This is a genomic window from Geodermatophilus sp. Leaf369, from assembly GCF_001424455.1.
Taxonomy (GTDB): Bacteria; Actinomycetota; Actinomycetes; order Mycobacteriales; family Geodermatophilaceae; genus Klenkia.
In genome coordinates this window covers 1,396,423-1,409,816 of sequence record NZ_LMQA01000001.1, presented here as the reverse complement: position 1 = coordinate 1,409,816, position 13,394 = coordinate 1,396,423, and the positions used below count along the sequence as shown (strand labels likewise).

Here is a 13,394-nt window from a genome sequence, read left to right as displayed (position 1 = left end):
CCGACACGCCCGGGAACCCGGTCACGACTCGACAACCCTGGGTGGTCAACCGGGATGATGGGCCGGGAACACAGCAGGGACGAGCAGGACGACGGGGGTGGGGAGCAGTGCGCAGCGCAGTGTCGGCGCACCGGTCCGTGCTGCTCGTGGTGCTCGCGGCAGCCCTGGTCGCGGGCCCGGTCGGCCCCGCGTGGGCGGCGCCGGTGGCACCCTCCCCGACGGCGAGCGCGACGACCGCGACGCCCACCCCGAGCTCGGCGCCCGCCCTCGTGGCACCGGCCTCCGCGCGGCTCACGTACGGGCCCAACTGCGTCGACGGGTACGTCCGCGTCGAGGTCACGGCCGGCAGCGAGGCCGCGACCGTCGAGCTCACCTACGACGGTGCACCGGCCGGCGACCAGGCGTCCCTGGACCCGGGGCAGACCGTGGAGCTCGAGGGCGCCGAGGTCGACTGGGGCACGTCGGTCGACATCGCCGTCGCGGTCACCACCGCCGCCGGCCCGCGGTCCCCGATCGTCATCGGCTCCCGGGTGCGCCCCAGCGAGGCCGACTGCGACGCGGTCCTCACGCCGCCGCCGACGAGCCCGCCGACCACGACGCCGACCCCGGGCACCACCCCGCCCAGCAGCAGCGCCCCGACCACGGCCCCGCCGTCGACGACCCCGGTCCCGACCACCCCGCCGTCGTCGTCCGGTCCGTCGTCGACCGGGCCGTCGACCACCCCGCGGCCGACCACGCCGAGCCCGTCGACGTCCGCCCCGACGACCCCGGCCACCCCGTCGACACCGGGCAGCCCGAGCGGTCCGCTGGGCGGTTCGTCCTCGAACGGGCAGGTCTCCCCGGGCAGCGTGGTCACCATCCGCGGCACCGGGTTCACCCCGGGCGAGCAGGTCACGGTGACGCTGGCCGGCGTTGTCACGCCGTTGGCCACGGTGACCGCCGACTCCGACGGCGCGGTCGAGGCGGTCGTGCAGATCCCGCAGGACACCGACCTGGGTGCCGCCGTCGTCCAGCTGGTCGGGGTGCAGTCGGCCCAGACCGCGGGGGTCGACCTCGAGGTCGCCGCCGTCGAGGTGCCCGCGGCGACCGGCGGCACGCCGTGGCCGCTGCTCGCTGCCGGGCTGGGGCTGCTCGGGGTGGCCGTCGCGCTGGCCTCGGCCGCGGCCCGTCGTCCCCGGCGCGACGACTGGCAGGCGCCGGGCGGCGCCCCCAGCTGATCGCGGGGGGCGCCGGCCAGGACCGCTACTGCAGGTAGCTCTCCACCTGGGACTCCGGGCGGTCGTCGGCCTCGGCCGGGTCGTTGCCGTACTGGCGCTTGGCCCGCCGCTGGCGCAGCAGGTCCCAGGCCTGGTCGAGGTGCTTCTCCAGCTCGGCCATCCGGGCGCGCTGGTCCTCGCCGTGCTCGGCGGCGCTCTCGCGGAGCTGGTGCTCCTCCTCGACGAGGCTGTGGATGCGGCCGAGGACGTCGGCCTCGGTGGGGTCGGGTGCGGTCACGGGGTGGCCTCTTCTCGTCGTGGGTGAGCCCCCACCCTGCCCCTCCGGGCGCCGGCCTACGCCCCGGCGGGCACCCAGCCCTCCACGAAGGCCGCCAGCCGCCGGTCCACCGCGCCGCCGGCGCGGCCCAGCGCGAGCAGCGCGGCCCGGTCCAGCGGCACCCGCACGGTGCGCCGCTGCGCGGACCGCCCGGTCACGACGGCGTGCCCCGCCTCGACCAGCTCGGGCCACGGCCGGTCCAGCTGGGCCCGCACCGCGTCCAGCGCGGCTGCCGTCGGCCCGGCGTTGCCCTCGACCATCGCGGTGACGAACGCCGGGTCGCTGCCCACCACCCGGGTGCCGCTGGCGAAGCTGCCGGCAGCCAGCCCCAGGGTGAGCGGGCCGGCGTCACCCGCGGCCGCCGCGAGGGCGGCAGCCAGCAGGTGCGGGACGTGGCTGATGGCGGCGACCGCGGCGTCGTGCTCGGCGGCGGTCACCGGCACCACCTGGGCGCCGACGGCCAGCGCCAGCTCGGCGACCCGCAGCCAGCGGGGCAGCTGGGTGTCGGCCTCCAGGCAGACCGCCCAGCGGGCACCGCGGAACAGCTCGGGGTCGGTGGCGGCGTGCCCGCTGCGTTCGGTGCCGCACATCGGGTGCCCGCCGACCACCCGGGTGCCGAACCGCTCGCGCAGCGCGGCCAGCACCGGGGCCTTCACCGAGCCCAGGTCGGTGACTGTCGCGTCGTCGTCGACGTCGAGGTCCTCCAGGGCGGTGGCCAGCACCGGCAGCGGGGTGGCCAGCACGACCACCCCGGACAGCTCCCGGCCGACGGTCACCCCACGCGCAGCGGCGGCGTCCCGAGCGGCCGGGTCGGTGTCCCAGCCGGTCACCGGCCTGCCCGCGGCCACCAGCGCGGCGGCCAGCGAGCCACCCAGCTGGCCCAGCCCCACGACGGCGACCGGGGGCGCGGGCATGGTCGGCACCGGGAGCCGGCTCACCGCAGCTCGTCCGGGGCCGGCGTCGGGCCGGCCGGGCGGGTGCCGGGCCCGCCCACCGGCGGGGGTGGCGGGGGAGCGGCGTCGGCGTCGACCGGGGTGAGCTGCATCGTCGGGGGAGCGGCGGGGCCGGCCAGCTCCCAGTCGCGGTCGGTGCGGAACACCCGGGCCAGCGCGGTGGCCACCATGCGGCCGTCCTGGGCGCGCGCCTCGATGCGGTAGACCGCCGTCCGGCTGCTGCGGTGCAGCTCGGTGCCCTCGGCGACCAGGTGGTCGCCCGGGCGGCCGGGGGCGAGGAACTCGGTGTGCACGTCCTGGGCGACGGCGACCGTGCCGTGGCTGTTGCTCACCGCGGCGTGCACCACGTCCAGCAGGGCCATGGTCGCCCCGCCGTGCGCCGTCCCCACCGCGTTGAGCTGTGCCGGGCCGACCGTCATCGACGCCCGGGCGTACCCCGGTGCCACCTGCTCCAGGGTGATGCCCAGGTGGGCGGCCAGCGGGTCGGCGGCCAGGGCAGCGAACAGCGCCGGCGGGACGTCGGGGGCGGGCGCGGTGCTGTCGGGGTCGGCCACGTCGGCGATGATCGCACCCATGAGCGACCCGATGACCGGCCCGATGACCGAGGTGCTGCCCTCCTGGGCGGTGCGGGTGGAGAAGCAGTCCGACCGCTGGGTGGTCGAGCTGCTCGCCCAGGACGCCTCCGACGAGCTGCCGGTGCTCGAGCGCGCGCTCGGCGAGCCGGGTGCGAGCTGGCCCGGGCCCTACGTGTTCGTGGTCGACACCCGGCTGTACTTCGTCGCCCTCACCCACGGTCCGGGCGGGATGGTCCGCGCGCTGATCAGCGACGTGACCCTGCAGGAGTGGGTGCTGGCCAGCGAGGTCGTGGAGCGCTACGGCATCGAGGTCGACGAGGACGCCACGGACGACGACGACGAGGACGGCTTCCCCGCCGGCGACCTGGACCTCTTCAGCGACGGCGGGCTGCCCGCCGCCGAGCTCCAGCCGATCCTCACCGCCGACCTCTGGGCCGACGAGATGGTCGCCGCGATCGCCACGCGGCTCGGCTTCGCCGACGAGCTGGCCGCGGCGATCGCGCCGTGACCGTCTCCGCGGTCGTCTTCGACCTGGGCGGGGTGATCACCACCAGCCCGCTGGCAGCCTTCGGTGACTACGAGCGCGACGCCGGCCTGCCGGTGGGGTTGATCGCCCGGCTCAACACCGAGAACGCGCACACCAACGCCTGGGCCCGCTTCGAGCGCAGCGAGCTCGACCGCGACGGGTTCGTCGAGGTCTTCGAGGCCGAGGCGCGCGCGGCCGGCCACGACGTCGACGCCACCCGGGTGCTCGCCGCGCTGAAGGGCAGCGTGCGGCCCGAGGTGGTCACCGCGATCCGGCACCTGGGGACGGCGGGGGTGCCGCTGGCCCTGCTGACCAACAACGCCGCCCCGATGGACCCGGCGTCCGAGCACGGCGCGCTGATGGAGCTCTTCGACGTCGTCGTGGAGAGCTCGGTGGAGGGCATCCGCAAGCCCGAGCCCGACATCTACCCGCTGACCCTGGAGCGGCTGTCCCGCGCCGTCGCCAAGGAGATCGAGCCGCTCGCGGTGGTCTACCTCGACGACCTGGGCCCCAACCTGAAGCCGGCCCGAGCGCTGGGCTGGCAGACGGTCAAGGTCGTCGACCCGGCCGAGGCGCTCGCCGAGCTGGCCCGGCTCACCGGGGTGCGGCTGGCATGACCCCCGAGCAGGCGATGGACCGCGCGCTCGAGCTCGCCGCCGCGGCGCCGGGCTGGGGCGACGCACCGATCGGTGCCGTCGTCCTCGGGTCCGACGGCACCGTGCTGGCCGAGGCGGCCAACGAGCGGGAGAGGACCGGCGACCCCACCGCGCACGCCGAGGTGCTCGCGCTGCGGGCAGCGGCGGCCGCGCACGGGGACGGCTGGCGGCTCACCGGCGCGACCCTGGTGGTGACCCTGGAGCCGTGCACGATGTGCGCCGGGGCGGCCGTGCTGTCCCGGGTCGCCCGGGTGGTCTACGGCGCCGACGACCCCAAGGCCGGGGCGGCCGGCTCGCTGTGGGACGTCGTCCGGGACCGCCGGCTCAACCACCGTCCCGAGGTGCTCGCCGGGCTGCGGGCGGCGGAGTCCGGGGAGCTCCTACGCGCCTTCTTCCGCGCCCAGCGGGGCCTGTAGTCTGCTCCACGGTGGCGTGTCCGAGCGGCCGAAGGAGCACGCCTCGAAAGCGTGTGAGGTTCACAGCCTCCGTGGGTTCAAATCCCACCGCCACCGCCAGCACGAGAGGGCGGCACCCACGCGGGTGCCGCCCTCTCGTCGTCCCGGCCCTCAGGCGATGACGTCGACGTCCATGAGCAGCGCGCCGTCCGCGCCCTCGACCAGCACGAAGCGGTGCTGCTCGACCTGCTCCTCGCCGTCCTCGACGAAGGTGACCTGCCCGGTGGCCTCCAGCGACCCGTCGGTGGCGCTGACCGGGCCGAGCACGACGTCGTCGAACCGGTTCCAGAACGACGTGTAGTCGCCGCGGCTCGAGGCCTCCTGCAGCGTCGGGCCGGTCAGGCCGTAGGCGGTCTGCGGGTCACCGGGCAGCAGCGCGTAGTAGCCCTGGATCGCGGTGGCCACCTCGGCGGCGGTGACGACGTCCTCGGTCGGCTCGGTGGTGGCCTCCGTGGTGGGCGCGGCCTCGGTGGTCGGGTCCTCGGTGGGGGCGACCGGCTGGGCGGCCGACGTCGCCGGGGCGGACGTCGTGGGGTCGGCCGTCGTCGTGGACGCGTCGTCGGGCCGGGTGACAAGGAAGACCCCGCCGGCGACCAGCAGCAGGACCAGCACGAGGCCGGCGGCCACCAGCCCGCCGTGTGACCGGCGGGGTGCCGGGGCCGGGGCGACCGCCGTCCGGCGCGGGGGAGCGGGCAGGTCGGTGCGGGTGGGCGCGCGGGGCGGTGCCGGCACCGTCTGCAGCGGCGTCCGGGCGGTGAGCACGGCGGTGACGTCGCCCCCGCGTCCCGCGGCCAGGCCGGCCAGCTCGTCGCGCACCTGGGCCATCGTGGGGCGGGCGGCCGGGTCGGTGCCGAGCATCCGCTCGATCGTCGCGGTGAGCGCACCCGAGCGCTGCGGCGGGCGGACGTCGCCGGCCGCGGCCCGGTGCAGCATCTCCAGGGAGTTGCCCGACGAGCCGAACGGCGGGTCGCCCTCCAGGCAGGTGTAGAGCGTCGCGCCGAGGCTGAACACGTCGCCGGCCGGGCCCGGCTCCTGGCCGCGGGCGACTTCGGGAGACAGGAACGCCGGGGTGCCGGTGAGCATCCCGGTCTGGGTCAGCCGGACGTCGCCCTGGGCGTGCGAGATGCCGAAGTCAGTGATCTTGACCAGGCCCTCGAGCCGGGCGCCCTGCCCGACCAGCACGTTGCCCGGCTTCACGTCCCGGTGCACGATCCCGGCGGCGTGCGTGGCGACCAGGGCGTCGGCCAGCTGGGCACCGATCTGGGCGACCTGCTGCACCGGCAGCACCCCGTCGGCGGACAGCACGTCGGCCAGGCTGCGCGAGGGCAGGTGCTCCATGACCAGCCACGGCTGGCCGCCGTCCTCGGCGACGTCGTAGACGCTGATCGCGTGCGGGTGGCTGACCCGCGCGGCGATCCTGCCCTCCCGCATCGTGCGGGCCCGGTGCTCCGCGGCGACCGCGGGCTCCACGCCGGGGGGCAGCACCACCTGCTTGACCGCGACCTCGCGGCCCAGCCGCTCGTCGGTGGCCAGCCAGACGGCGCCCATCCCGCCGCCACCGAGCCGGGACAGCAGCCGGTAGCGCCCGGCCACCCGGTACCCGGGGCCGATCCCGGCGCTCGTCATCCCGGCGACGCTACCGGCGGTGCCGGTCGGGCGCTCAGGCCTGGGCGGGCGTGCCGTACCGCTGGGCGTACTCGGTCTGGGCGCCCTCCGGGAGGGCGTCGTACAGCTCGGCGAGCTCGGTCTCGGTGCCGGCCGGCAGGTCGTCGAACAGCTGCGCCCAGGTGGGCGGGTCCTCGTAGCTCCTGGTGAGCAGCAGCTCCCAGGCCCGCACCTGCCGGTCGCGCTGGTCGCGGCCGGCGACCATCCGGGTGAAGTACCGGTCCTTGGCGGCGTCCTTCTCCGCGCGCGTCGCGTCCTCGGGGAGGTCGCTGGGGTCGGTCTCGGTGAGCGCAGCCACGATCGCGTCCACCACCTCGGGGCGGATCTGTTCGGCGTCGCTGCTCATCGCGTGCTCTCCCGGGTCGGTGCTGCGGTGTCGGGCCCGAGCTTGCCCGGTCCCGCCCCCGCTGACCACACCGGTGACCCCGCCGCATCCGACGTCCGCACCCTCGGGCGGCCCACCCGGTGCCGGCCGCCGAGAGCCGGGGCCGAACCGCCCCGGGCCGCCCGGTAGTCTGGTCGGCGCAGTTGGAGGATTCGCCTAGTGGCCTATGGCGCTCGCTTGGAAAGCGGGTTGGGTGCAAGCCCTCGGGAGTTCGAATCTCCCATCCTCCGCAGGTACAGCCCGGCCACCGCGCCGAGCATGAGCAGGCCCCCCACCAGTGCGGTGGGGGCTAGCCGCTCGCCCAGCAGCACCGTGGCCAACGCGGTCGCGGTGAGCGGTTCGAGCAGCGTCACGATCGACACCACTGCGGCGGGCACCGCCCGCACCCCGGTGAAGAACAGCCCGTAGGCCAGTGCCGTGGGCACCGCGCCCAGGTAGACCAGCAGCGCCAGGGCCACCGGGTCGGTGGTGGAGTCCAGCCCGACGGCCAGGGCGACCGGGGTCAGCACGACGGCGCCCACGGCGAAGCCGATCGTGGTCGTCGGCACCCCGGCCGGCACCCGCGACGAGGTGAGGACGACGGCCGCGTACGCGACCGCGCAGCCCAGCGCGGTGAGCGCCCCCAGCACGACGGCGTCCCCGCCGTCCCCGGTCGCGGACACCCCGACCAGCAGCACCAGACCGACCAGGGCGACGGCCAGCGCGGCCCAGGTCGTGGTGTCGGGCCGGCCGTGGCCCAGCAGGCTGCCGCCGACCGCGATGAGCAGCGGGGCGGCGCCCAGGGCGACCAGGGTGGCGATCGAGACGCCCGCGGTGCCCACGGCGAGGAAGTAGGCGGCCTGGTAGACCGCCAGACCGACGCCGACGACCGCGAGCCCGGCCCGTGCGCCCCCGGTGCCGAACGGCGTGCGGCGGGCCAGCTGCAGGGCGACCAGCAGGGCCGCCCCGATCGCCATCCGGTGCCAGGCGACGTCGAGCGGGTCGAGGTCGGTGCGGCGCAGCACGGCGTCCCCGGCGACCCCGGAGGTGCCCCAGGCCAGTGCCGCGGCGACGACGAGGGCGAAACCGCGGGCCGGGGTGGTCACCCGGTGATGATCGCGGAGGCGTCCACCGGGTTCCCCGGGCGTCCTCTAGACTCACCGGCAGACCCCTCGTGCGGCGTCATCCTGTGAACCTCCCCAGGGCCGGAAGGCAGCAAGGATAAGCGGGCTCTGGCGGGTGTGCGGGGGGTCCCTTGCGTTCCCGGCACGGCTAGACTGCTTGAACCTTCATCATCGGGAGTGTTCGTGCCCAGTCGCCGCACCTGGACCGTCGTCGGGGGTGTCGCCGCGCTCGTCGTGGTCGGTGCCGTCGGCGGACCGCTCGTCTACGCCGCGCTGCAGGAGGACGCCGCCCCGGCGACCACCGTGCAGGCGCAGGACTCCGACGCGCCGCTCGTCGAGACCACCGACGGCACCTGGACCGTGAGCAGCGGCTCGTCGGCCGGCTACCGGGTCGACGAGGTGCTCAACGGCGCCGACGTGACCGTGGCCGGCACGACCGACCAGGTGACCGGCACCGTCGTCGTCAGCGGAGGGGACCTGGCCTCGGCCGAGGTGGACGTCGACGTCGCCTCCGTCACCACCGACAGCGACCGGCGGGACTCCTACTTCCGGGACGACGTGATGGAGGTCGGGGAGTTCCCGACCGCCTCCTTCGTCGTGGACCGGGCCGTGGACCTGCCCGAGCTGACCGGGACGCCGGTGACCGTGCCCGTCGCCGGGACGCTCGCGCTGCACGGGGTCACCCGGGACGTGACGGTGGACCTGTCCGTCGTCCGGACCGCCGACGGCGTCGAGGCCTCCGGCTCGATCCCGGTGACCTTCAGCGACTACGACGTGACCGCGCCGGACCTGGGCTTCGTCTCCGTCGAGGACGCCGGCTCGGTCGAGCTCTTCCTGGTGCTCGCGCAGTAGCAGGAGTGTCGGAGGAGACCCGTAGCCTCGGGGTGTGGCTCTGGCGCTCTACCGCAAGTACCGTCCGGCGACCTTCGCCGAGGTGGTCGGGCAGGAGCACGTCACCACCCCGCTGGTGAACGCGGTGGAGAGCGGGCGGATCAACCACGCCTACCTCTTCAGCGGCCCCCGGGGCTGCGGGAAGACCTCCTCGGCGCGCATCCTGGCCCGCTCGCTGAACTGCGAGCAGGGCCCCACGGCGACGCCGTGCGGGGTCTGTGTCTCCTGCGTGGCGCTGGCGCCGGACGGCCCGGGCTCGATCGACGTCATCGAGATCGACGCCGCCAGCCACGGTGGCGTGGACGATGCCCGTGACCTGCGGGAACGGGCCTTCTTCGCGCCGGTGCACAGCCGCTACAAGGTCTACATCGTCGACGAGGCCCACATGGTCACGACGGCGGGCTTCAACGCGCTGCTCAAGGTGGTCGAGGAGCCGCCGGAGTTCCTGGTCTTCGTCTTCGCCACCACGGAACCGGAGAAGGTGCTGCCGACCATCCGGTCGCGCACCCACCACTACCCGTTCCGGCTGGTCCCGCCGACCACGCTGCGCAAGCTGCTGGAGAGCACCTGCGAGCGGGAGGGCGTCGAGGTCGAGCAGACCGTGTTCCCGCTGGTGGTGCGGGCCGGCGGCGGGTCGGTGCGTGACTCGCTGTCGATCCTGGACCAGCTGCTGGCCGGCGCCGGGCCCGAGGGCGTCACCTACAAGACCGCGGTCGGCCTGCTCGGGGTCACCGACGACGCGCTGCTCGACGAGACCCTCGACGCACTGGCCGCCAGCGACGCCCCCGGGGTGTTCCAGGCCGTCGACCGGGTGGTCGAGGCCGGGCACGACCCCCGCCGGTTCGCCACCGACCTGCTCGACCGGCTGCGCGACCTGATCGTGCTGGAGGCCGTCCCCGAGGCCGGTGGCAACGGGCTGCTCGACTGCCCGCCCGACCGGCTGGACCTGATGAGCCGGCAGGCCACCTCGATGGGCGCCGCGACGCTGTCCCGGCTCGCCGACACCGTGCACGAGGGCCTCACCGAGATGCGCGGCACGACCGCGCCGCGGCTGCTCCTGGAGCTGGTCTGCGCCCGGATGCTCCTGCCCGGGGTCGACGGCTCGGCGGTGGCCACCCTGCAGCGCCTGGAGCGGCTCGAGCGACGGATGTCGATCGCCGGGGAGCACGCGGGCCGTCCGGAGGTCGCGCCAGCACCGGTGCGGGCTCCCGCTGCGGAGGAGGCCCCGGCCCCGAGTGCCTCGCGGGCGTACGTCCGGCCCTCGCAGACGCGGTCCGAGCCCACCCCGGCGCCAGCTCCGACCCCGCCCCCCGCTCCGGCGCCCGAGCCCCGGCCGGCCGCGCCGACCCCTGCGCCGGACCCGACGCCGGCTGCTCCGGCCCGTGCCCCCACCCCCGCCCCGGCCGCACCGGCGGCGGAGGACGACGGCTGGCCGGAGACCGCGACCCCCGGGGCGCCGGTGTCCTCGCTGGACCGGTCGACCGCGGCGGCGGCCGCTGCTGCCCGGCCTGCCCCGGCCGCAGCTGCGGAGGTGGACGGCTGGCCGGAGACCGCGGTGCCCGGTGCACCGCCGGCTGCGCCCGCGCCCACACCCCGGCCCGCGGAGGCGTCGTCCGAGCCCGATGTCCCGTTGCCGCCCGAGCCCACCGACGACGAGGACTGGCCCGCCCCCAGCCGTCCTGCCGCTCCCGCCGCGCAGCCCGCACCGCAGCCGCGGGCGGCCGCGGAGTCCTCACCCGCTCCTCGCGGCGGGGAGCCCACCCCGCTGGTCACCGCCAACCCGCCCGACCAGGCCGAGGACGGCGCGTTGACCACCGCCGACGTCCGGCGGATCTGGCCCGAGCTGATGGCCGTGGTCAAGCGGCACAAGCGGACCACCGAGGCGCTGCTGAAGAACGCCCAGGTGCACGAGCTGTCCAACGGCGTGCTGACGCTGTCCACCACCTCGCCGGCGCTGTCGCGCAGGCTGGGCGACGACCTGAACAAGGACGTCGTCCGCGAGGCGCTGAACGAGCTGCTCGGGGTGCGGTGGCGGGTGACCGCGATCGTCGACGCCCCCGGTCAGGCCCCGGCCGGGACGCCCCCGCCGGCGCCCGAGCAGGTCCGCGCCGCGGCACGGGCCGCGGAGAGCGCCGAGGCCGACGAGCTGATGGCCGAGCGCCGGGCCGACGTCGACGCTGCCGCCGGCCAGGACGCCCCGCCCCCGGTCGACCCCGAGCAGGCCGCGCTGCAGCTGCTGCGCACCCAGCTCGGCGCCCGCCCGCTGGAGGGCTGACGACGACGGGCGCCCACCCCGCAGGGTGAGCGCCCGTCCCCGGCCCCCTCGCCGGAAGCGAGGGGGTCCTTCCTCAGTGCGCCATGACCGGGGCGGACTCCGGGTCGCGCTGGACGGCGCCGTGCGGCAGGAGCAGGCCGCAGACGACGGCACCGGCGGCGAAGATGCCCGCCGACCAGGCGAAGACGGTCGTGTAGCTGGCGACCGAGGCCTGCAGCAGGGCGGCCGGGTCGCTGGGGTCCACGCCGACCAGGGCGTCGGTGGCGGCAGCTGCAGCCAGGGCGCTGAGCACCGCGGTCGCGATGGAGCCACCGATCTGCTGGAAGGTGTTCACCGCGGCCGAGGCGACCCCGGCGTCGTCGGCCCGCACCCCGAGGGTCGCGGCGGCGAAGGCGGGGGCGATGACCAGCCCGATGCCCAGGCCCACGACGACCAGGCCGGGGAAGACGTGGGTCCAGTAACCGCTGTCCACACCGAGCGTCGTGAAGATCAACAGGCCGACCGCGCCGACGGCGAAGCCGAGGGCGACGGGCACCTTGACCCCGACCCGGGCGACGATCGCCGGGGAGGTCTGGGCGGCGATGGTCAGCGCGACGATCATCGGCAGGAAGGCGACGCCGGTGGGCAGGGGCTCGTAGCCCAGCACCTGGGTCAGGTAGTAGGTGAGGAACAGGAAGACGCCGAACATGCCGGCCCCGACCAGCCCGACGGCCACGAACGCACCACCCCGGGCGCGGTCGGTGACCACGCGCATGGGCAGCAGCGGGTGGGCCACCCGGGTCTCGACGACGACGAAGGCGATGAGCAGCACGATGCCGGCGGCGATGAACCCCAGCGTGGTGCCCGACGTCCAGCCCTCGGTCTCGGCGCTGGCCAGGCCGTAGACCAGGGACACCAGGCCGGCGACGCTGAGCAGCGCACCGGGGACGTCCAGGCCGGGGGCGTCGGCGGCGCGGGTGCCGCGGCGGGGCAGGAACACCAGCGCGCCGACGACGGCGACGATCGCGATCGGGATGTTCACGTAGAGGCACCAGCGCCACGACAGGTACTCGGTGAGCGCGCCACCGAGGATCAGCCCGATCGCGCCACCGGCGCCGGAGATGGCGCCGAACACGGCAAAGGCCCGGCCGCGCTCGCGGCCGTCGGTGAAGGTGACGGTCAGCAGCGAGAGAGCCGCGGGGGCCAGCAGGGCGCCGAACACGCCCTGGGCACCACGGGCGGCGACGAGCACGCCGAAGCCGTCGGCAGCGCCACCGACCGCGGAGGCCAGCGCGAAGCCGATCAGCCCGACGAGGAAGACCGGCTTGCGACCGACCAGGTCGGCCAGGCGCCCACCGACCAGCAGCAGGGAGCCGAAGGCGAGGGCGTAGGCGGTGACGATCCACTGCCGGGAGTCGTTGCCGAAGCCCAGGTCGGCCTGGGCGGTGGGCAGTGCGATGTTCACGATGGTGGCGTCGAGGACGACCATGAGCTGGGCGAGCGCGACGACGCCGAGCACCAGCCAGCGGCGGCGGTCGCCGCCGTCGGTGGCCGGGGTCGCGCCGGGCGGAGTCGCCTCCGGGCCGGTGCGGGTGGTGCTGGTCATGCGTCCTCCGGGGAAGTGGAAAGGTCGTTCCGGTTCGGTCGAGACGGTAGCAAGGAAAACGGAGAGGTTGTTCCGCTTCGGTTACGATGGCGTCATGTCCTCCGTCACGCCGGCCGCGCGCCCGTTGCGGCGCGACGCCGAGCGCAACCGCCTGCTGATCCTCGAGGCGGCCCGCGAGGTCTACGCCGACCGCGGGCTGACCGCCGGGTTCGACGAGATCGCCCGGGTCGCCGGGGTGGGTGTGGGCACCGTCTACCGGCGCTTCCCCGACCGTGCCGACCTGGTCGAGGCGCTCTTCGACCAGCAGGTCGACGACGTCGTCGCCCGGGTGGAGGCCGCGGCCGACCACGCGGACGCGTGGGAGGGGCTCTGCGCCTTCGCCCGCTGGGGGGTGCAGACCCAGGCGGCCGACCGGGGGCTCGCGCAGGTGCTGTCCTCGGCCGGGCACGGGCACGACCGGGTCGCCGCCGGGCGGGAGCGGATCGAACCCGCCGTCCGGGTGCTGGTGCGGCGGGCCCAGCAGGCCGGTGCGCTGCGCCCCGACGTCACCGAGCTCGACCTGGGCATGACGGTGGCGATGGTCAGCCGGATCGGCGGCCCCGGGGACCACGAGCTCCGCGAGCGGTTCCTGACCCTGGCCCTCGACGGGCTGGCCACGCGCCGGGAGGCCCCCAGCCCGCTGCCGGCCCGGCAGCCCTCCCAGCACGACCTGGGCTGCGTCGCCGAGCTCGCCCGCCCCGCCCGCTAGACCCGTCCTCCTCCGCCACCGTGCGTCCTCCTCCACCGACGTCG

Annotated in this window: 13 protein-coding genes, 2 tRNA genes, 1 other RNA gene and 1 pseudogene; 10 read left to right on the top strand and 7 right to left on the bottom strand. The window is 75.9% G+C overall.

All coding sequences use genetic code 11. From position 1 onward, the window contains the following. Positions 1-107 precede the first annotated feature (107 nt). A complete protein-coding gene (locus ASG36_RS07025; RefSeq protein WP_157498596.1) occupies positions 108-1,217 on the top strand; it encodes a hypothetical protein in 1,110 nt (369 codons plus the stop codon). Between the two features lie 25 nt (positions 1,218-1,242). Here ASG36_RS07025 and ASG36_RS07020 read toward each other — a convergent pair whose 3' ends face one another. The 3 genes from ASG36_RS07020 to ASG36_RS07010 are packed head-to-tail and all read right to left on the bottom strand — an operon-like array spanning position 1,243 to position 3,061. Beyond that, positions 1,243-1,494 carry a DUF2630 family protein gene (locus tag ASG36_RS07020; protein ID WP_055761169.1) on the bottom strand — a complete coding sequence of 84 codons (252 nt, stop codon included), beginning with the start codon at positions 1,492-1,494 and terminating at the stop codon, positions 1,243-1,245. A gap of 56 nt (positions 1,495-1,550) precedes the next feature. After that, positions 1,551-2,471 carry a prephenate dehydrogenase/arogenate dehydrogenase family protein gene (locus tag ASG36_RS07015; RefSeq protein WP_055761167.1) on the bottom strand — a complete coding sequence of 307 codons (921 nt, stop codon included), beginning with the start codon at positions 2,469-2,471 and terminating at the stop codon, positions 1,551-1,553. Continuing rightward, positions 2,468-3,061 carry a PaaI family thioesterase gene (locus ASG36_RS07010; RefSeq protein WP_157498595.1) on the bottom strand — a complete coding sequence of 198 codons (594 nt, stop codon included), beginning with the start codon at positions 3,059-3,061 and terminating at the stop codon, positions 2,468-2,470. The genes ASG36_RS07015 and ASG36_RS07010 overlap by 4 nt, the downstream gene beginning before the upstream one ends. Here ASG36_RS07010 and ASG36_RS07005 point away from each other — a divergent pair. The 4 genes from ASG36_RS07005 to ASG36_RS06990 all read left to right on the top strand — a co-directional run bounded on the left by ASG36_RS07005 (position 3,060) and on the right by ASG36_RS06990 (position 4,758). After that, a complete protein-coding gene (locus ASG36_RS07005; protein ID WP_235494665.1) occupies positions 3,060-3,569 on the top strand; it encodes a tRNA adenosine deaminase-associated protein in 510 nt (169 codons plus the stop codon). The genes ASG36_RS07010 and ASG36_RS07005 overlap by 2 nt on opposite strands. Next, the gene (locus tag ASG36_RS07000; protein WP_055761164.1) at positions 3,566-4,204 is read left to right on the top strand and encodes an HAD-IA family hydrolase; all 639 of its coding nucleotides are present in this window, start codon (positions 3,566-3,568) and stop codon (positions 4,202-4,204) included. The genes ASG36_RS07005 and ASG36_RS07000 overlap by 4 nt, the downstream gene beginning before the upstream one ends. Beyond that, on the top strand, positions 4,201-4,659 hold the full coding sequence (locus ASG36_RS06995) for a nucleoside deaminase (RefSeq protein WP_082522836.1): 459 nt from the start codon (positions 4,201-4,203) through the stop codon (positions 4,657-4,659). Before ASG36_RS07000 ends, ASG36_RS06995 begins: the two co-directional genes overlap by 4 nt. A 10-nt stretch (positions 4,660-4,669) precedes the next feature. Beyond that, positions 4,670-4,758: transfer RNA gene (locus tag ASG36_RS06990), tRNA-Ser, on the top strand. Positions 4,759-4,809: 51 nt separating this feature from the next. Here ASG36_RS06990 and ASG36_RS06985 read toward each other — a convergent pair. After that, positions 4,810-6,324, bottom strand: coding sequence for a serine/threonine-protein kinase (locus ASG36_RS06985; protein WP_055761161.1), 1,515 nt, complete (start codon positions 6,322-6,324; stop codon positions 4,810-4,812). A gap of 34 nt (positions 6,325-6,358) precedes the next feature. Further along, positions 6,359-6,709 carry a hypothetical protein gene (locus ASG36_RS06980; RefSeq protein ID WP_055761158.1) on the bottom strand — a complete coding sequence of 117 codons (351 nt, stop codon included), beginning with the start codon at positions 6,707-6,709 and terminating at the stop codon, positions 6,359-6,361. Between the two features lie 184 nt (positions 6,710-6,893). On the opposite strand from ASG36_RS06980, the gene ASG36_RS06975 reads away from it, so the two are divergent. Continuing rightward, positions 6,894-6,978, top strand: a tRNA-Ser gene (locus ASG36_RS06975). 63 nt (positions 6,979-7,041) lie between these two features. On the opposite strand, the pseudogene ASG36_RS21430 reads toward ASG36_RS06975, so the two are convergent. Then, positions 7,042-7,833 (bottom strand): annotated as a pseudogene (locus ASG36_RS21430) (DMT family transporter); the annotation flags it as partial. A 57-nt stretch (positions 7,834-7,890) separates the two neighbouring features. On the opposite strand from ASG36_RS21430, the gene ffs reads away from it, so the two are divergent. From ffs to ASG36_RS06960, 3 genes are all read left to right on the top strand, one after another. Further along, positions 7,891-7,986, top strand: an RNA gene (gene ffs, locus ASG36_RS21425) — signal recognition particle sRNA small type. Positions 7,987-8,034: 48 nt separating this feature from the next. Continuing rightward, positions 8,035-8,703, top strand: coding sequence for a YceI family protein (locus ASG36_RS06965; protein WP_055761152.1), 669 nt, complete (start codon positions 8,035-8,037; stop codon positions 8,701-8,703). Positions 8,704-8,737: 34 nt separating this feature from the next. Then, positions 8,738-11,017: a DNA polymerase III subunit gamma and tau gene (locus ASG36_RS06960; protein ID WP_055761148.1), complete on the top strand. Its 2,280-nt coding sequence runs from the start codon at positions 8,738-8,740 to the stop codon at positions 11,015-11,017. A 73-nt stretch (positions 11,018-11,090) separates the two neighbouring features. Here ASG36_RS06960 and ASG36_RS06955 read toward each other — a convergent pair whose 3' ends face one another. Further along, entirely contained in the window at positions 11,091-12,602 is a 1,512-nt protein-coding gene (locus ASG36_RS06955) for an MFS transporter (protein ID WP_055761143.1), read from the bottom strand. A gap of 94 nt (positions 12,603-12,696) precedes the next feature. Here ASG36_RS06955 and ASG36_RS06950 point away from each other — a divergent pair, with 94 nt between their 5' ends. Beyond that, complete coding sequence (locus tag ASG36_RS06950) at positions 12,697-13,350, top strand: TetR/AcrR family transcriptional regulator (protein WP_055761140.1); 654 nt, start codon at positions 12,697-12,699, stop codon at positions 13,348-13,350. Positions 13,351-13,394 lie beyond the last annotated feature (44 nt).

Bases quoted from the DNA above. Each gene is read 5' to 3' on its own strand.
- ASG36_RS06985 (WP_055761161.1), bottom strand. From the start codon at position 6,324: ATGACGAGCGCCGGGATCGGCCCCGGGTACCGGGTGGCCGGGCGCTAC.
- ASG36_RS06955 (WP_055761143.1), bottom strand. From the start codon at position 12,602: ATGACCAGCACCACCCGCACCGGCCCGGAGGCGACTCCGCCCGGCGCG.
- ASG36_RS07010 (WP_157498595.1), bottom strand. From the start codon at position 3,061: ATGGGTGCGATCATCGCCGACGTGGCCGACCCCGACAGCACCGCGCCC.
- ASG36_RS06950 (WP_055761140.1), top strand. From the start codon at position 12,697: ATGTCCTCCGTCACGCCGGCCGCGCGCCCGTTGCGGCGCGACGCCGAG.
- ASG36_RS06995 (WP_082522836.1), top strand. From the start codon at position 4,201: ATGACCCCCGAGCAGGCGATGGACCGCGCGCTCGAGCTCGCCGCCGCG.
- ASG36_RS07005 (WP_235494665.1), top strand. From the start codon at position 3,060: ATGAGCGACCCGATGACCGGCCCGATGACCGAGGTGCTGCCCTCCTGG.
- ASG36_RS06980 (WP_055761158.1), bottom strand. From the start codon at position 6,709: ATGAGCAGCGACGCCGAACAGATCCGCCCCGAGGTGGTGGACGCGATC.